General features: G+C 49.3%; 12 protein-coding genes. 9 read left to right on the top strand and 3 right to left on the bottom strand.

Going from position 1 to position 17,873, the window contains the following annotated elements; genetic code table 11:
- The first annotated feature begins 52 nt into the window (after window positions 1-52).
- The 4 genes from ACN6MW_RS07045 to ACN6MW_RS07030 all read left to right on the top strand — a co-directional run bounded on the left by ACN6MW_RS07045 (window position 53) and on the right by ACN6MW_RS07030 (window position 4,374).
- Window positions 53-901: a carbohydrate ABC transporter permease gene (locus ACN6MW_RS07045; RefSeq protein WP_419876288.1), complete on the top strand. Its 849-nt coding sequence runs from the start codon at window positions 53-55 to the stop codon at window positions 899-901.
- Between the two features lie 94 nt (window positions 902-995).
- Window positions 996-2,555, top strand: a complete 1,560-nt coding sequence (locus ACN6MW_RS07040) for an extracellular solute-binding protein (protein ID WP_419876287.1) — start codon at window positions 996-998, stop codon at window positions 2,553-2,555.
- 24 nt (window positions 2,556-2,579) lie between these two features.
- Window positions 2,580-3,308, top strand: coding sequence for a ThuA domain-containing protein (locus tag ACN6MW_RS07035; protein ID WP_419874823.1), 729 nt, complete (start codon window positions 2,580-2,582; stop codon window positions 3,306-3,308).
- A 16-nt stretch (window positions 3,309-3,324) separates the two neighbouring features.
- Complete coding sequence (locus ACN6MW_RS07030; protein ID WP_419874822.1) at window positions 3,325-4,374, top strand: Gfo/Idh/MocA family protein; 1,050 nt, start codon at window positions 3,325-3,327, stop codon at window positions 4,372-4,374.
- 322 nt (window positions 4,375-4,696) lie between these two features.
- Here ACN6MW_RS07030 and ACN6MW_RS07025 read toward each other — a convergent pair whose 3' ends face one another.
- A complete protein-coding gene (locus ACN6MW_RS07025) occupies window positions 4,697-5,662 on the bottom strand; it encodes a hypothetical protein (protein WP_419874821.1) in 966 nt (321 codons plus the stop codon).
- A gap of 222 nt (window positions 5,663-5,884) precedes the next feature.
- Between ACN6MW_RS07025 and ACN6MW_RS07020 the strand changes: the two genes are divergently transcribed.
- Window positions 5,885-7,042, top strand: a complete 1,158-nt coding sequence (locus ACN6MW_RS07020; RefSeq protein WP_419874820.1) for an MFS transporter — start codon at window positions 5,885-5,887, stop codon at window positions 7,040-7,042.
- 916 nt (window positions 7,043-7,958) lie between these two features.
- On the opposite strand, the gene ACN6MW_RS07015 is transcribed toward ACN6MW_RS07020, so the two are convergent.
- Together ACN6MW_RS07015 and ACN6MW_RS07010 are read right to left on the bottom strand one after the other, a co-directional pair.
- Window positions 7,959-8,831: a carbohydrate ABC transporter permease gene (locus tag ACN6MW_RS07015; protein WP_419874819.1), complete on the bottom strand. Its 873-nt coding sequence runs from the start codon at window positions 8,829-8,831 to the stop codon at window positions 7,959-7,961.
- A gap of 15 nt (window positions 8,832-8,846) precedes the next feature.
- The gene (locus ACN6MW_RS07010; protein WP_419874818.1) at window positions 8,847-9,797 is read right to left on the bottom strand and encodes an ABC transporter permease; all 951 of its coding nucleotides are present in this window, start codon (window positions 9,795-9,797) and stop codon (window positions 8,847-8,849) included.
- A gap of 143 nt (window positions 9,798-9,940) precedes the next feature.
- Here ACN6MW_RS07010 and ACN6MW_RS07005 point away from each other — a divergent pair, with 143 nt between their 5' ends.
- The 4 genes from ACN6MW_RS07005 to ACN6MW_RS06990 all read left to right on the top strand — a co-directional run bounded on the left by ACN6MW_RS07005 (window position 9,941) and on the right by ACN6MW_RS06990 (window position 17,838).
- Window positions 9,941-11,779 (top strand): sensor histidine kinase, encoded by a 1,839-nt coding sequence (locus ACN6MW_RS07005; RefSeq protein ID WP_419874817.1) that lies wholly within the window; start codon window positions 9,941-9,943, stop codon window positions 11,777-11,779.
- A complete protein-coding gene (locus tag ACN6MW_RS07000; RefSeq protein WP_419874816.1) occupies window positions 11,757-13,364 on the top strand; it encodes a response regulator in 1,608 nt (535 codons plus the stop codon). Before ACN6MW_RS07005 ends, ACN6MW_RS07000 begins: the two co-directional genes overlap by 23 nt.
- A gap of 106 nt (window positions 13,365-13,470) precedes the next feature.
- The gene (locus ACN6MW_RS06995; RefSeq protein WP_419874815.1) at window positions 13,471-15,150 is read left to right on the top strand and encodes an ABC transporter substrate-binding protein; all 1,680 of its coding nucleotides are present in this window, start codon (window positions 13,471-13,473) and stop codon (window positions 15,148-15,150) included.
- A 165-nt stretch (window positions 15,151-15,315) separates the two neighbouring features.
- Window positions 15,316-17,838, top strand: coding sequence for a GH39 family glycosyl hydrolase (locus ACN6MW_RS06990; protein ID WP_419874814.1), 2,523 nt, complete (start codon window positions 15,316-15,318; stop codon window positions 17,836-17,838).
- Window positions 17,839-17,873: the final 35 nt, after the last annotated feature.

Raw genomic sequence — 17,873 nt, 5'->3', positions numbered from 1 at the left:
AGCGGCGGCGAAGCCGGTTTTACCGAAAGAAAAAAGGCGTACCCCGGACGTCATGGAAATGTTAATATATTTGTTTGCGGCGTTAATGCTGATCATCATCGTTTATCCGCTTTATTTTATCGTAATGGCGTCATTCAGCGATCCGGCTGCGGTCGCAAACGGCAAGATGTGGTTATTTCCGAAAGGCTTCACCTTGGATGGCTACAAGGAGCTGTTAAAGCATTCGAACATTTGGATTGGCTACAAAAACACGATTTTATACACGGCAGTCGGGACGTTAATCAGCTTGGCGGTCAATGTCTCGGCAGCCTACGCGCTCTCCAGAAAGGACCTTGTCGGCCGCAAAGCCATCACGATGTTTTTTATCTTCACGATGTTTTTTAACGGCGGCTTGATCCCTACCTTCCTGACGATCCGGGACTTTCATATGTATGACACGTTTCTCGTCATGGTGCTGCCCTTCTCCGTTGCCGTATTTAATATCATCGTTGCGCGAACGTTTTTCCAGTCCAGCATTCCCGGCGATTTATGGGAAGCCGCGCAGCTCGACGGGTGCGGCAACCTGAAATATTATGTTCAAATCGTTTTGCCGCTGTCCAAAGCGATTCTGTCGGTTTTGGCGCTTTGGACGGCCGTAGGCTATTGGAATTCCTATTTTAACGCGCTCATTTACTTGAAAGACCAGGATTTGTATCCGCTGCAGCTCGTGCTGCGGAACATCCTGATTACGAACCAGATGCAGTCGAGCCTGGGGACAGGCGAAGCGGCGGTCGTTGCCCTGCGCCTTGCCAACCTGATGCGCTATGCCGTCATCATTGTTTCTACGCTGCCGATTATGTGCTTGTATCCGTTCGTGCAAAAGTACTTCAACCAGGGGGTGATGATCGGCGCCGTAAAGTAAGCCTGTCGGATGAATTCAAAATAGGTCGAGGGGGAATTTTCGAATGGGTATCAAATCAAAAACAACGGGAAAAAGACGGTTGGCTATATTGCTTATGAGCTTCACCATGCTGTTCAGCTTGATTGGCTGCGCAGGCAAAGCTGAGGATGCGCCGGCAGATAAAGGCTCCGATTTCAACAAAGAAGGATTGCCGATCGTAGCGGCTCCCGTCACGCTGGACGTGTTGACCGTTCGATGGGGCAATATGGGCGATACGTTCAAGAGCAATAAATGGCTGCAGGACCTTGAGAAAGAGAGCAACGTAAAGATCAATTGGCAGGTCATGTCCTCCAATGACTGGGGCGAGCAAAAGTCGATTATGCTGGCCAGCGGAACGCTGCCGGATATCATACTTGGCGACAACGTATTTTCGGATTCCGATATCGTAAACAACTTAACCTATTTCCTTCCGCTGGATGATTATATCGATGAATACATGCCGAATCTGAAAGCTGCCTTGCTAGAAACGCCGGAGATGAAGAAAATCAGCACGTTCCCGGACGGAAAGATGTATTCGCTTCCTGCAAGACTGCCTTCACGGCCTATGACTACGATGCAGCCTGTCATCAATAAAGCATGGCTGGAGCGCCTAGGCCTTGATATTCCGAGCAATATCGAGGATCTGTACAATGTGTTCAAAGCGTTCAAAGAAAAAGACCCGAACCAAAACGGAAAAGCGGATGAAATTCCTTTTAGCGGTTCGGTCGACATCAGCATGGATTTTCTGAACCCATTCGGCATTACGGATTTGAACGGCAACAGCATGATGCTTAAAGAGGGCGATCCGATATTCTATCCCGCTTCCAACGAATACAAAGAGGGCTTGAAATGGGCGCATAAATTGTATTCGGAGGGCTTGATCGATCAGGAGCTGTTCACGCAGGACAACACGATGTCGACGGCGAAGCAGCAAAATCCCGACGCCGCTCTTATCGGATTCTCCAATCAATGGATACCGGACGCCGTCTTCGGCAAATGGAAAGATGAATATGCAACCATTCCTTCAATAGCCGGACCGGACGGAAACCGTTACCAGACAGGGGATCCGGTAGGCTTAAGCTTGAGGCGCAACGAGCTGTTGATCACGACTTCCAGCAAGCATCCGGAAGTTGCGGCACGTTGGGCAGACCAGTTCTATACCAATGAGGCAAGCATTCAAAATTTCTGGGGTGCAATCGGCACGGTAATCCAGAAAAATGACGACGGCACTTACGCATTGATGTCCCCTCCGGAAGGCACAAGCGCGGATGCTTGGTACTGGGAGCAATCCTTGCGGGATTTCGGCCCGAAATACGTAAACCCGAGCTTCGAGAAAAATATCATTCTGGACGAGAAGACCGGTGACGGACTGAAGCTCGTCATTGATAAGCTGAGCAACGAGTATGTGACCGAGCCATTCCCGAATGTAATGTACAGCGCGGAAGAATTCCAGGAGCTGCCTACGCTTACTACGGATATCGACAGCTATGTCAAGACGACACGCGCCCAGTGGATAACAAAAGGAAACATCGACGAAGAATGGGATGCGTATATCAAGCAGCTTAATGCGATGGGACTTGAACGGCTTGTTGAGATTCGTACCGACGCTTATGAGCGTTACTTAGACGTCAAGTAATAATCATGAAGGAGCATGCTGGCGATGGTAAAGGTAACGGTATGGAATGAAAATCGCCACGAGCGGATTAATCCGCTCGTAGGTGAAATATATCCGGATGGCATTCATGGCGCGATTGCCGGATTTTTAGCGGAAGCCGGTTATGAAGCAGGAACGGCTACGCTCGATGAGCCGGAGCACGGTTTGACGGATGATGTCCTGAATCGGACCGATGTATTAATTTGGTGGGGACATTTGGCGCATCATGAGGTGGAACAGGCTGTCGTCGAGAAGGTGTATGATCGGGTGCTGAAGGGAATGGGACTGATCGTTCTGCACTCGGGGCACGCTTCGAAAATTTTCGCCAAACTGCTTGGCACGAGGACCGGTCAGCTGAAATGGCGCGAAGCGGACGAAAAGGAACGGATATGGGTGATCGATCCGGCCCATCCGATCGCTTCCGGGCTAGGCGAATATATCGAGCTTCCGCAAGAGGAGATGTACGGCGAGCATTTCAATATCCCGACACCCGACCAGCTGGTATTCGTCTCTTGGTTTGAAGGCGGCGAGGTGTTCCGCAGCGGCGTCACGTACCACCGGGGCCAAGGGAAAATCTTCTATTTCCGTCCGGGCCATGAAACGTACCCGACCTATCATAATAAGGAAATCCAGAAGGTAATCGCAAACGGCGTACGCTGGGCAGCGCCAAGCAACACGAGCGAACCCGTATACGGCAATGCGTCGCCGCTGGAACCGATACGTTCGAAAGCTTAAGGGAGGAGAGAGACAGATGAGAAAGTTCCGTATCGGTTTGATCGGTTTGGGAGGAATGGCCCAAGAGCATATCAGGTGGATGAACGCGGAGGGCCGTTTTGAGGTGGTTGCCGTGAGCGACGTGTACGAAGAAGCGTTGGTGAAAGTCGGGGAGCAGCTCGCCGTCGCTCCCGAGAAGCGTTATTCCGACTATAACGGCTTGATAGAAGACCCGGATGTCGATGCCGTGGTGTCCGTCACGCCGAACAATGTCCATGCGGATATTATCAGGGCGTGCCTGCAGGCGCGGAAGCCGTTCATGGCGGAAAAGCCGTTTACCCGCGTGTTCGAAGAAGCTGTGCCGCTGTTAGAATTGTACGAACAGCAGCCGATTCCGGCGATGCTCGCTTTTACGTACCGCTATACGCCGGCTTTCCGTTACGCACGGGAGATCCTGCGGGAAGGAAGGATTGGCGCGGTCCGCAGCTTCTCCATTCAGTATTTGCAGGGATGGGGCGCGGCACCAAACAATGTGCCTTATATATGGCGGTTCAACAAAGAAATTACCGGTACGGGGACGCTTGGCGATTTGGGTTCGCATATGATTGATATGGCACGCTTCCTCTTTGGAGAATTCGAAGAGCTGTCGGCGCAGCTGCATACCATTATTCCCGAACGGCAGGATCCCGCAAGCGGGAATAAAGTCAAAATCGAGGTCGACGACTTCGCGAGCTTCCAGGCTCGGATGACGGGAGACACAATGGGCGTGTTCCAGACGACACGAAACGCCATCGGTTCGGGCAATCAGCACGAGGTGTCCATCTACGGTGATACCGGTACGATCCATGCGTCAACGCAGCATCCGGAACACTTGGTTTGGATCCGCGAGGAAGCGCCCGGACAGCTTGCGAAGACCGTGATCGAAGTGCCTAAGCATTGCAAAGTAACGCAATACGCCGATTTCACGGCTCTGCTCGAGGGAAGTGTCCCCGATGGCATAGCGGGATTTATGGACGGCTACCGCAACCAGCAGATATTGGACACCATTGTCAGGGCAAGCGAAACGAAAGCAGCCATACGTCTATAATTTTATGCTGATACAGTATTCAGAGAAAGCAGCCTGCTCCTTGTGGAGCGGCTGTTTTTTGCGGTATATCCCGCCAGCAGCCTCAGCATAGGCTGGCGTTACTGCTCATTTAATTTAGGGCGGGGCAATCCGGCAATCCCAAAAGCGATTAGCCTGCTTGAGCGAAACCCGTCTGCAGAACGGCTTTTATCAGCTATGAGATAATGTAGCTTATTGCACGAAATGCTAGTCGTAGTTTTTTAGACAGCTGCTGCTCTTTTGGCACAGAGGACGGCATCACTTGTTTACGCTAGGGCGCTTATTATGCTGATTGTTTTGAAGTCTACCAGGCATGAGTGGATGGATTGCCAGGTTTCGCTGCATTCCATTCGGCTACGGCGTCGCGAAGCGTGCTGTTGCCTCTTGGGATCAACCATGAGACATAGGTAACTTTATTTCCTGCATCGGAGCCGGCGCTCCTCTTAACATGTAGGTAATTGGCGGAGGTAGGCACCGGATGGTAATGGATTTCAATCGGGTAGACGTGTATTTGCGGCATGCCCGGAACGGAATTGTCTGCGATTCTCACTGTGGCGTAAATATAGACAGTATCAGCTTTTACTTCTATGCTTTCCTCCGTAATGGTCGCAGAGGCTGGTTTTCCTTTAATCCAGTCTTTAATGACGGGATTGGTAGCTACCTTTTGAACGTCTACAGCCTGTTGAACGGTCTTCGTTGCCCCGGTGAATAGAGTCGCAGCATGATTAACCTTAGCCGGTTTTTTCTTCTTTTCTTTTTTCGGTGTCGCTACGGCTTCGGTTTTTGATTCTTCCGCTTTTTTTGGCTCAGGCTTAGGGGCTGATGCTTCTGCTGCCTCTTTTGCTGCCCGAGTCTCTTTCGTTTTCTCTGCTTTTGCAATGAGAGCGGTAATACTGCTTTCCAATTCTTCGAGGTCGTTGGCATTTTCTAATAACCGATCAAAGCTCTCATCGTGGTAATTATATAATTGAGAAAGTACACCAAGCTTGTTTCCGTATAGCGCCCGTAAATTCTTAAACTTTTTTGCATCTTTTTTAGGAACATCAGCTTCTGTCATTCTCTGAATCGGTTTCGCTGAACCATCGGATTTCATTAGCTGCCGCGCGGCGCCGTTTCCGATGGTTCGCTGCAGTTGAAGGAGCTGTGACGTCGAATAGGCTCCAATAGAAGCGGTTGCAAGCTGCATCGGATAAGATGCTGGTGTAGAATGGGGTTGTTGCGATACAGCCGTCTGCTTTTGAGCCGTCTGCGGCGTAATCGTGTTTTTCAAAAGTCCGCCTCCTAGTATCCGAATACCATTGGCTATTCATAGATTTACAGTAACATATTATGGTAAATGCCTCAATGCAACTTCATTTGATTTCTTGCCGCCTGCGAATAGTTAGAGATTGACGGCTAATCTGTTATACTAAACAAAATTAATCGGCATCCTCATCGATATAAACGTAAAGGTTACTGCTGATTTAATAAATTGCGAGGAGCCTTTAAGAAGATGCAAGCACTAAGATTATTACGAAGTTTTAACTTTCTGTACTTTGCCTTACTTTCCATGTTTATTACATTCCTGCCTGTCTATTTGGATGAACAAGGCTTACAACCGGCGCAAATTGGCTTCATCATCGGTACAGGGGGTTTTGTTACGATCATCACCCAGCCGCTTTGGGGAATGATTAGCGATAGAATGAAGACCATTCGCAAAATATTGCTGCTGCTGCTTGTTTTATCCAGCATACTCGGTTATGCGCTCTACAGCTCCAGTCATTTTATTTTGCTTATTTTGTTTGCGATGCTGATGTATTTTTTCCTGATGCCGATCGATCCGTTAACGGAAAGCCTCAACTTCTCGATATCCGAGGCTTCCGGCGTCAGCTATGGCTCGATCCGTACGTATGGTGCCTTGGGATACGCTGTCACTTCGCTGCTCACGGGTTACGTGATGTCTTATTTCGGAGCGGGTAGTCTCGCCATGCTCTTTGCTGCCATTGGTGTCATCAGTTTAGTCGTAAGCTGGCTGATGCCGGATGTGCCGGTTACAGGCAAACCCGTCACTTTAAGCAGCTTGAAGCGTTTCATAAGCAATAAAGAAACGCTGATGTTTCTCGTGCTTATCTTTGTTTGCTCGGTTCCGGCGCGGATGAACGATACGTTTCTCGGCATTTACATCCGGGAGCTGGGCGGGAGTCCCGAGCTGGTCGGATTGGCTTTCTTTTTGGCGGCAGGAAGTGAGATATTGGTATTTGCTTTAAGCTTCTGGTGGCTGCGCAAGGGAAAGGAAATGCTGCTAATATCGATTTCGTCTGCGTTTTTCTTCATCCGGTTTTTCATCTCGGCGTGGATTACCGATCCGCATATGTTAGCGTATTTGCAAATCCTGCAGCTGCTGACGTTCCCGGTCTTTTATTCCGCGGCGATTCAATATCTGTACCGGATCGTGCCGGTGGAGTGGCGGGCTACGGGGCAGACGGTGCTGGCGCTGCTTTTCTTCGGCGTATCAGGCATTCTCGCATCCTATTTAGGAGGCTCGATCTATGGTTTGTTCGGTGCCAAAACGCTGTATCTAACGATAGCGGCGATGTCTTTTGCCGGCATGTTGTTTGGTTTGGTTTTATACCGGGTGTATGAGAAAAAGGGAAAAGCGGAAGCGGGATAAGCCGAATAAGTGTGATGCTGTAAATCACATGTAGCGCTTGCTTTCGTGTTGCCGCTACAACGGAGAGGGTGAGAATTTTCGGCCGCTGATTTCCTCTCCCCGTTTTAAGGAAAGTACCGCATTTAATAAGGAAAAAATCGGGGGGGGCGAACGCTGTTTCCCTCGTGTACCAAACCTTTCCCTCCTGCCTCGCTCCATCCTCTCGTTTGTGCTATTCATATGATTTAGCTGGAATTTCTCCCGTTAAATTGAGGAGAAATGACGATTTCAAGCAATTAGATGGAATTACTCCATCTAATCTCAACTAAACCATTGATACTGGCGAAAACCACCGAATTAACAGGAGAAAATCCATCTAATCTAAATCGTGGACTGCAGTGCGGTCATTTAACTGGAGAAATTCCAGCTAATTGATTGGATGGCGAAGTGAGGAGGGACTTAGGAGTAGAAACAAAGCAGGTGGACTGGGAAGTAGGATGGAGCAGTGGGGATAGAGAAGTAGGGATGGAGCAGAAACCACTTAATTAGCAGGAGAAAATCCAACTAATCTAAATCGTGGACTAAAGTGCGGTCATTTAACTGGAGAAATTCCAGCTAATTGATTGGACGGAGAAACAAAGCAGTACAAACGAAGCAGTACAAACAAAGCAGTACAAACAAAGCAGTACAAACAAAGCAGTAGAAGCAAGATGAAACATAATCATCTCGATTTCTAACGATAAATGCAAAAATAAAACAACCAGCGTGCTCCAAAGGCATGTTGGTTGTTTGTGTTCCCTGCTATTTAACTAATTTGAATGCCAGCGCAGTCGTCTGCCGGCTGTTCGGTCCAACAAAGGCGGTGAAGTTGCCGGCATCGCTGTAATGAGTGAGGTCGCTGTGATAGTAGCGGAGCTGCTGCTCCTACAGCCGGCCGTTATTCTTTTACCGCGCCGATAACGATCCCTTTGACAAAGTAGCGCTGCAGGATCGGATAAACGAGCAGAATCGGCAGGGCGCCGATGAAGATTTGCGAAGCCCGGAGCGTACGCTGGGATTTGTTCGCGACGATCGACGGATCGAACTTGCTCATATCCGCCTGTACGATAACGGTCTGCAGGAAGCTGGCAAGCGGAAGATCCATCGATTCCTTGATATAGATCAAGCCGTCGAAATAAGCGTTCCAATGCATAACCATCGTAAACAATGAAATCGTCGCAATGGCCGGCATGGAGATCGGCAGGTAAATCGAGATAAAGCTTCTTAAGTGGCTCGCGCCGTCAATAAAGGCTGCCTCTTCCAGCTCTTTCGGCACGGTACGGAAGAAATTGAGCAGCAGAATTACGTTATATACGGATACCGTGACTGGAAGAATTAGCGCCATCAGCGTGTTCATCAGGCCAAGCTTGAGAATGAGAATATAGCCCGGAATCAATCCGCCGCTGAAAAGCATCGTCACGACGAAATACCATAAATAGATGTTCCGCGCCCGGAAGATGCGTGTTTCTTTGGAGAGGGCATAGGCGGCCACGGCGTTTACGGCCATGGCAAGCGCCGTCCCGAGAACGGTCCGCTGCAACGATACCCAAAGGGAAGACAAAAAGTTGGCGTTCTCGAAGGTTTTGGAGTAAGCCTCGAAGGTGAAGCCAACCGGCCAAAAGGTGACAAGTCCGGCGTTAGCCGGAGCGGACGAGCTTAAGGACACCATCAGCAAATGGTACAACGGCAGCAGACAGATAACCGAGATGACGGTGAGCAGCACATTGTTGAAGAGGCTGAATATGCGGTAAGACATGGTTTTGTGATACATGAGCAGTCACCCTTTCTAGAAGATCCTGTAGCCGGCGAATTTATAGGCAAGACGGTAGGAGATAACGATCAGGATTAAGCTGATCAAGGATTTGAAGAAGCCGACAGCCGTTGCAAAGCTGAATTGTCCACTAAGCAAGCCTTCACGGTACACGAAGGTATCAATAATATCACCCTGCTGATAGATGAGCGGGCTGTATAGGTTGAACACTTGGTCGAAGTTGGCGTTAAGCACGTTGCCGAGCGCGAGCGTCGCGACCACGATGAGAATTGGGATAAGCGCCGGTATCGTAATATGCATCGTTTGCTTGATCCGGTTCGCCCCGTCGACCTCGGCCGCTTCGTATAAAGCCGGATTAATGCCGGCAAGCGCCGCGAGAATGATAATCGTGTTAAAGCCGAATTCCTTCCATACATCGCTGAAAATAATCGTGAACCGGAACCAGAAGCCGTCGCCGAGGAAGAAAATCGGCTTGATGCCGAATACACTCGACAGGAACTGGTTGATCAGTCCGGTCTGGGCAAGCACGTCGATCAGAATGCCGGAGAGCGTAACCCAAGAAAGAAAGTGAGGCAAATAGACGAGCGTTTGGATCGATCTTTTGAGCCCCATGTTCCGTACCTCGTTAAGCAGCAAGGCGAAAATAAACGGAACGATCAAGTTCATAATGATCTTGGAGCAGGCAAAAAATAGCGTATTCCACGTAATTTGCAGAAAATACTCATTCTCGAGCATGTAGCGGAAATGTTTGAGTCCGACCCACGGCGAGCCGGATATGCCGAGTCCGGCCTTGTAATCCTGAAACGCCATGACAAGCCCGGACATAGGAAGATAAGCAAAAATGAAAACCAGCAGCACTGCTGGAAGCACCATCAAATGCAGCATCCACGGCTGCTTGTAGCCGCTGTTTTTTTGCGTTTTTTGGGCAGCTTTAGGGTTTGGTTGCAATAGGGTATTAGAGTCCATAATTCTCCCTTTCCGTAAAATCATATTTGTGTAACACTTGAAACCCTGATATAAATAGTAACAAAGTGCATCCGCACGAAACTATAAGACAATGTTAGGATTCATAGGTTTTTGTTAGGCAGATCAGCCGGGGGGATCGAACAATGGTACTACGCCAAAGCGCAGCGTACGTGAAAAAGAAGATGGGGCCGAGGTACAGCCTTTTTGCCAAAATGAATATTTTGATACTGGTCTTATTTATTCCAATCATTATTCTGTTCACTTATTCCAACGAGATTGCAACGAGTATCATCAGCAAGGAACTTCGGGCTTCCAACATAAAGCAGCTTTCCTTTTTGTCCAGCCAAATTGATTCGCGGATCAATCAGACGGTCGATTTCGTCATTACGTTCTCGAAGGATCCTAATGTCGAGAAGTTCAACGGGTTAAATATTTGGGACGATCTTTATGACCGGATGCAGACCAAATACGTCGTGCAGGAGAAGATGATGCTGCAGTCGGGCATAACGACCATTTGGCCGGTTACGTATACGGTTTATTCGCAGCAAAACAAAGAAGCGATATCCAACAATAAGGATACGGTCAAATACGACGAAGCATATTTGAATAACAATATGACGGGGGAATGGACATACGGCGACGGCAGGGCGAGCGTGCCCGATGACCAAAAATCATTCCATTGGTTTTATACCGATTCCTTCGGCCATCAAGGCGCGCTTAAAGGCAGCAATCTAGTTGTGCATGCGAGCTTCGGCCATGAGAATATCGAGAATATGCTGGATACATATAAAGCGGGGGGACAAGGGGATCCGATCTTTTACCGAAAAGGCGAGGCGCCGATCCTGAATCGAAGCGCATCCAAGGAATTGGCTAGGGAGCTGGTTGGTTTCCTGGATGACAGGCAGCTTGAGGGAACCGAGCAGGAGGTCGTCCGCTTGGACAGTAAAAACTATTTGGTAAGCGCGGTGAAATCGCCGCAGCTGAATTGGTATTTGGTCGATATCGTGCCGCTGGACCAGATGCTCGGACCGATATCGTTTAGCCGGAATCTCTTTTATTTGTCGATGGCTTTGCTGTTTGCGGTCGGGATATCCGCATCCGTGCTGCTTTACCGGAACGTGCAGCGTCCGATCATCAAGCTGATTCGCGGCTTGCAGAGCGTGCAGCGCGGAGATTTTTCGGTACAGATCAAAGAGAATGTCAACAACGAGTTTGCTTTTCTCTTTTACCGGTTCAATGAAATGTCGCGGCAAATCCAGGATCTGGTCGAGAAGGTGCTCGGCGAGAAGCTGCGGGCAAGGGAAGCGACGCTGAAGCAGCTGCAGGCGCAGATTAATCCCCATTTTCTCTATAACTGCCTAGGCTATATTATTAATATGGCCCAGATGAAGGAGGAGGAGGCGGTCGTATCGATGGCTTATAATTTAAGCGCTTATTACCGTTATACGACTCGAATGGAGCGGCAAACCGGCTCCGTGGAGGAAGAAATCAAGCTGATCGTCAATTATTTGGACATTCAGAAGCTGCGCAACGAAAGAATTTACTACACGATCGATATCCCGAAAGAGATGCTGAAGCAGCAGGTCCCGCGCTTGCTGATCCAGCCCGTCGTAGAGAATGCCGTCATTCATGGCGTAGGCAAGTCTTATTCATCGGGAGAAATTCGCATCCGGGGCGAGGTTTCGGGAGGCCTGTGCAAAATATACATCGATGACGACGGTCCCGGCATGAATCCGGAGCAGCAGGACGCGCTTATCCGGAAAATGAAGGAGCCGCTGCAGGAGGAAATGGGCTGCGGCCTTTGGAATACGAATCAGCGAATAATGCATCAGTTCGGAGATGGGTCTTATCTGCATTTTACCAAATCGCCTCTAGGAGGCTTCCGAACCGAAATCATATGGCAAATGCCCATTGAAGAAGAGAAGCGCTATCATCCCAACATACAAGGAGATCCATTACATGCAAATGATCATAGTAGATGATGAAGCCCACTGGGTAGATAATTTATCGATGCACAAGCCTTGGCATACGCTAGGTATTGAACAGGTCCATAAAGCTTATTCCGCGCAGGAAGCGCTGCAAATTATAGCGACCCAGCCGATTGATATTATCATATCCGATATTTTAATGCCTGAAATGACAGGGATAGAGCTCATAGAGAAAATCCGAGCCAGCGATAAGAGAATCAAATGTATCATTTTATCCGGGCATTCGGATTTTGAATATGCGAAGGAGGCCGTGCGGCATCAAGCCATTGAATACTTGCTGAAACCGCCGACCGATCAAGAATTGTTCGGAGCAGTCAAGAAGGCGATCGAACAATTGAAAGCGGAATGGGAGAGCATCAGCTCTCATGAACGTACGGAATACACGCTGCGGGAGAACCTTCCGCTTCTGCGGGGACAGCTGCTGCTTGATGCGCTGCGCGGAACGAGGTTTCCCGCCGACGAGTGGAGCAGAAAGCTGGAAAATTACCATTTGCCGATCCGGTTCGGGGATTGCGCGCTGCTGCTCGTCCGTTTGGAGGAGGAGTTCGGGCAGTACCGCAACAACGGCCAGCAGCTGATGGAATATGCGATAATCAACATTGCGGAAGAAATTTTCGGCGAGTTTACGGAGGTTTGGGGGGTCAGGGAGGAGCATGGCTACTTGGCTTTCCTGCTTCAGTTCAAGGGAGACGACCCGGCAGTCAAGAAGGAAATGCTGCTGGAGAAGCTGGCCGTGCAGCTGCAGGCCAAAGTCAAACAGTTTTTGAAAGGCTCGCTTTCGATCGTAATCACCGAGACGTTCCGTTTCCCGGAGCAGCTTGCTGATGTGTACCGGAAGGCTGCCGCTTCCTTCCGCCAAATTGTCGGGGATGAGCGCGAATTCGTTATGCGCGTCAGCGATCTGGAGCAAACGGCATCCGAGGGAGCTTTGGATGCGATCCACAGCCCGCCGTCTTTGAACAATCTGCTGGAGGCCGGACGCTGGGATGCCGTGGAGGAAAAGCTGCAGCAGGTGTTCGCGGAGCTTGATCTCAAATGGTCCGATTCCTGGGAGCATTGCATGGAGGCAGGCTTTCTGATCGCGTCGGCATTTACCCACTATGCCCATCGAAACGGTTTTTCGCTGGCCAAGCTGTTAGGGGAGGACATGGAGTTTTTGCAAAGTGGGGAAGCTTTCACCTCCATCAGCAAGCTTCGCCACTGGTCTATTACGGGTCTTGGCAAGCTAAAAGCGGGAACAGCCAATGAGGTGAACGACATCCGTTCCCATTATGTGAAGAAGGTGCAGGCGTTTACGGAAAAAAACCTTCACCTGGACGTGTCATTGCGCGCGCTTGCCGATCATGTGAACCTGCATACGACGCATTTATCCAAAATCTATAAAATCGAAACCGGCGAAGGAATCAGCGATTACGTGTCCCGTCTTCGCATGGAGCGGGCCTGCCATTTGCTGAAAACGACCGACAAAAAGGTGTATGAAATCAGCGCGGAAATTGGATATTTGGAGCCGGCGTACTTCATCAAGGTGTTCAAACGACAGTTTGGAGTAACGCCGCAGGACTATCGGAATGGCTCCTAACAACATGACAGAGTCCTATGGAAACTAACAAAGTCATATAGATGCCCTCCCCTGCTGCTTGGTAAAGTAGCTTATGTGATCATCTTACTTCAAAGGGGACTGAAACATGAATAAACTGAGAAAAGCATGGGTGCTGCTCATCGCTATGGCCTTCATCGTAAGTGCTTGCAGCGGAAATACCGGCAAGAACGAGAATAAAGGCACAGAGAATACCGCGACGAATACAGCCGCTGAGTCCGATTCAGATGCCGCGTTTGCAAAAGGCAAATACGATCCGCCGATTGAAATCAGCACGGTCATCATGCCGCGAAAGTATACCAATGGCGACACCAAGGAAAACAATGTCCACGACCGCTGGATGCTGGAGCAGTTCGGCATGAAGCATAAGGATACTTGGTACCCGGCAGGCAACGACCAATACAAGCAGAAGCTTCAGCTGGCGATAGCCTCCGGCGAGAAACTTCCGGATTTCGTCTTTGTGCCGACTGACCCGATTTTGACGAATCAGCTGATCGATTCCGGACAATTTTTGCCGATCGACGAGCTGTTTGATAAATATGCCAACCAAACCTGGAAGGACCATGCCGCGCAGCATCCGGAATTATGGTATCCCTTCACGAAGGACGGCAAGAAGTGGAACGTGCCGATTTTAGAATATACCGACAATGATGACACGCTTTTGTGGCTGCGCGAGGATTGGATGGAGAAGCTGAACCTGGAAGCTCCTAAAACGATTGCGGACCTTGAAAACATTTTGGACAAATTTAAAAACCAGAATCCGGACGGACTCGCTCCTAGTGACGTTTATCCGCTCGCGATTTCTTTGAAAAACAACACGAACACGTGGATGGGCTCGCTCGACTGGCTTTATGGCGCATACGGCACGGTGGAAGAGCAATGGAATAAGGATGCGAACGGCAATCTCGAGTACGGCTCTGTGAACCCGGGAGCGAAGCAAGCACTCGCCAAGCTGAAGGAATGGATGGAAAAAGGCTATATTCATCCGGATGCCGCTTTGTGGGACGAAGGCAAAACAGCCGAAATTTGGACAAACGGAAAAGCGGGCGTTCTGCCGGGCGCAAACTGGGTGCCAGACTGGCCGGCACCGGATCTGCTCAAAAACGTAAAAGGCTCTAAATACAAAGCATATCCGATCCCGGCAGGTCCTGACGGCCTAATCGGTACGAAATGGCAAAATTCAGGCGTAAACAGCAGCTTTATGATTAACAAGGATGCCGAGCATCCGGAAGCGTTCTTCCTGTATTACAATTACCTGCTCGATAATTTGGCTAACCCTGCAGCAGGAAGCCAATTCGAATACGGTTTTGCCAAAGGGTATGACTGGGATGAAGTGGACGGTCAACCGACCAACAACAAAGACAAAATCAAAGACTTTAACAATGAGTTTGCCTTTATTACCGGTCCGGCCCGTATCCCAGACCTTTATATGAAAACACTGGTTAAGCTTGCAGACGGCGCGGCACCGGAAACGCCTTACGAGAAGCAGACTGCCGAATTCCGTAAACCGGAAAACTGGTATTCCGCCAAAGTCGTGATGTCGCAGATCGATATCCGCAAGCAAAACTTCTTTACTGGAGCAGCGACGCCAACGATGATTTCAAAATGGAGCCTGCTTCGTCAATCCGAGCTGGAGACGTTCAACAAAATCATTTACGGCAAATTGCCGATCGATGCTTTTGACAGCTTCGTAACCAATTGGAAAGCAAACGGCGGCGACCAAATTACGACCGAAGTGAATGAATGGTTCAAGTCGGTTTCCAAATAACAAGCGCAATCATCGTTAAAAAATGAAAGCCAGCAAGATCATCTTTATGATCTTGCTGGCTTTTTCCAATAGCGGTTTGAAAACAGGAGCATAGCCAAGGATATGAGTTATAATTAACCATATACCGGTACATTTATTGAGGGGAAAGTCCGAAAGGAGCATCAGATGGGTAATTCCATGTACGAGCTGGTAGAGACGGGGACAATGCTGCCGTTTGACGTTTCGCTGCATAGCGTGAATTATGTGCCCAGCCATTGGCATAACAGCCTTGAAATTATTTTTGTGCTGCGCGGAAAGCTGGAAGTAACCGTAGGCGCCGAGAAAGCGGTTCTTTCGGAGGGTGACGTGCGGGTGATCAATTCATGGCATGTGCATGAGGTCATCGGACGCGATCTCAACATCATTGCAACCTGCCAAATTCCGCTCTCCTTTCTTAAAACCTACATCAGCGGGGTAGAACAGATACAATTCGATTGCCATTCCAGCCAATTGGGCCCAAACAAAAGAGAAGCCATGGACCGCATGCGCCAGCTGCTTGCCGAGATGGTTCAGCTGATTCACAAGAAAGGCGAGTCGTATGAGCTGGACATGCAGGTAAGGATGCTGGGTATTTTATCGATATTAATGAAGCAATTCAAGGCGGAAGCGGCAAGCGGCGCCATGAATGAGAAATATATGGAACGCATGATGCGCATTATTACCTTTATTGACGAGCATTACAGGGAGCCGGTCTCTCTTCTGGATCTGGCAGAGCGCGAGTTTTTGTCGGTACCTTATTTATCGAAGTTTTTCAGCGAAAATATCGGATTGAACTTTCAATCTTATTTGACGAATATTCGGCTCAAAAATACGGTAGAAGCGCTATTGCACCATGTAGAGACACCGATTGCCGATTTGGCTATGCAGCATGGTTTTCCAAACGCCAAGTCCTTTTACGCCGCATTTAAAAACCGGTACGAGATGACGCCAACCGAATACCGCAAGCAGTACCGGCCTGACATTTATGAGCAAAAGGAGAAATGGTCCTCCAACTATTTGGCGTTCAACCAATCGAGCGCTTTGGGCATTATTAATCAGTATTTGCAGCGCGGCCAGTCCTTTTCTCAAGCACCTGTGCAGCCGCTGCATTCGGTGACGCATCAAGTGGATATGGAAACAATCGGCAAGCCGATTAAGCATACATGGAAAACGATTATCACCATCGGTAAAGCAAAAGAAGGTCTGCATGCCGATGTACAGCGGCAGCTGCGTGACTTACAGCGGCGATGCCCATTTTCGCATATCAGGTTCCACGGTATTTTTGATGATGCCATGATGATTTATGACGAGGATGAGGCTGGGGAACCGCGCTATAATTTTCGTTTCGTAGACCAGCTGTTTGATTTTTTGCTGTCCATTGGTTTAAAGCCGTTCGTAGAATTAGGTTTTATGCCCTCGAAGCTGGCTGCCGATCCAAGCCATACGGTTTTCTCCAAAGCAAGCTATACGAGCCCGCCTAAATCGCTGGACCGATGGTGCGAAATGGTCAGTCATTTCGTCCGTCACTGCATGAATCGGTACGGAGCTCCGGAAGTGGAAAGCTGGAAGTTCGAATTTTGGAATGAACCGGAGTTTCCTGCTTTCTGGCCAGCTACCGAGGCGGAGTACATGCAGATGTATAAACGAACTTTCCAAACGGTCAAAAGCATTTCCGCGCGGCTCCAAATCGGGGCTCCCGGCCGAATCATCACCTTGGGCTCTTTCGCGTTTAGCGAAGCTTTTTTCGCCTTCTGCAAACAAAACGACTGTTTGCCGGACTTTATACCGCTGCATTTTTATCCGCATGAGCATATTGACGACATGATGGACGACTTGCAGAACAAGCTGATGCAGCTGGCCCCGTACCGCCAATTACAGGATCATTTTCGGCGTATCTCGCCTAATCCGAATTACCTGAAGGAGAAGCTCAGCCATGAGCTTGGATTTCTGAAGGAGCAAGGCCTCGCGGACCGGGAGGTTTATTTGACGGAATGGAACTCCACGGCATATCACAGGGAATTGACGAATGATACCTTGTATAAAGCGGCTTATATCGTGAAAAATCTGGTGGAAAATCTCGATGGTATTCAAGGCTTCGGTTACTGGGTCCTTAGCGATAATATCGAAGAAACCGTTGCATCCCCGCGGTTGTTCCACGGCGGACTTGGTCTTATTGCCCAGCACGGCGTTCCGAAGGCAGCCCTGTACGCGTATGATTTGCTGGCCAAGCTGGGCGATAGGCTGATTGCGCGCGAGGAAGGCTATATCGTGACCGCTGGCAGCGGCGGGTATCAGGTGCTCGCGTATAACTATTGCCATTTCGATGATTTGTATGCGCTGGGCGATACCTCCTTTATTGATGAAACAAACCGCTACAACGGCTTTAAAAACGAGAAGGTTTTGAAAATGGCTTTTGAGCTAAAGGCTATTCCAAATGGGAAATATCGCATGATCACGCATAGGATTAATCGAAAACATGGCAGCTCCTATGATATATGGGTAGAGATGGGTGCCCCGGAGCCGTTATCGGCAGAGGATATCGAATACATCAAGACGGCTTCGGTACCTGAGCGATCGGTGCAAACGGTTGAAGCTGAGCATGGCTTTACTTTCGATACGGTGCTGGAGCCGCACGTCGTGGCTCTGATAGAGCTGATTCCCCTCTATTAAACAAACCTTTATCGAATGGGTCATTTTTTAACCTC

The sequence above is a fragment of the Pristimantibacillus sp. PTI5 genome (assembly GCF_048572955.1).
Taxonomy (GTDB): Bacteria; Bacillota; Bacilli; order Paenibacillales; family Paenibacillaceae; genus Pristimantibacillus.
This window is presented reverse-complemented; position numbering and strand designations above follow the sequence as displayed.

Coding starts and splice junctions, on each gene's coding strand:
- ACN6MW_RS07045 (WP_419876288.1), top strand. CDS start 53: ATGGAAATGTTAATATATTTGTTTGCGGCGTTAATGCTGATCATCATC.
- ACN6MW_RS07040 (WP_419876287.1), top strand. CDS start 996: ATGAGCTTCACCATGCTGTTCAGCTTGATTGGCTGCGCAGGCAAAGCT.
- ACN6MW_RS07035 (WP_419874823.1), top strand. CDS start 2,580: ATGGTAAAGGTAACGGTATGGAATGAAAATCGCCACGAGCGGATTAAT.
- ACN6MW_RS07030 (WP_419874822.1), top strand. CDS start 3,325: ATGAGAAAGTTCCGTATCGGTTTGATCGGTTTGGGAGGAATGGCCCAA.
- ACN6MW_RS07020 (WP_419874820.1), top strand. CDS start 5,885: ATGCAAGCACTAAGATTATTACGAAGTTTTAACTTTCTGTACTTTGCC.
- ACN6MW_RS07015 (WP_419874819.1), bottom strand. CDS start 8,831: ATGTATCACAAAACCATGTCTTACCGCATATTCAGCCTCTTCAACAAT.
- ACN6MW_RS07010 (WP_419874818.1), bottom strand. CDS start 9,797: ATGGACTCTAATACCCTATTGCAACCAAACCCTAAAGCTGCCCAAAAA.
- ACN6MW_RS07005 (WP_419874817.1), top strand. CDS start 9,941: ATGGTACTACGCCAAAGCGCAGCGTACGTGAAAAAGAAGATGGGGCCG.
- ACN6MW_RS07000 (WP_419874816.1), top strand. CDS start 11,757: ATGCAAATGATCATAGTAGATGATGAAGCCCACTGGGTAGATAATTTA.
- ACN6MW_RS06995 (WP_419874815.1), top strand. CDS start 13,471: ATGAATAAACTGAGAAAAGCATGGGTGCTGCTCATCGCTATGGCCTTC.
- ACN6MW_RS06990 (WP_419874814.1), top strand. CDS start 15,316: ATGGGTAATTCCATGTACGAGCTGGTAGAGACGGGGACAATGCTGCCG.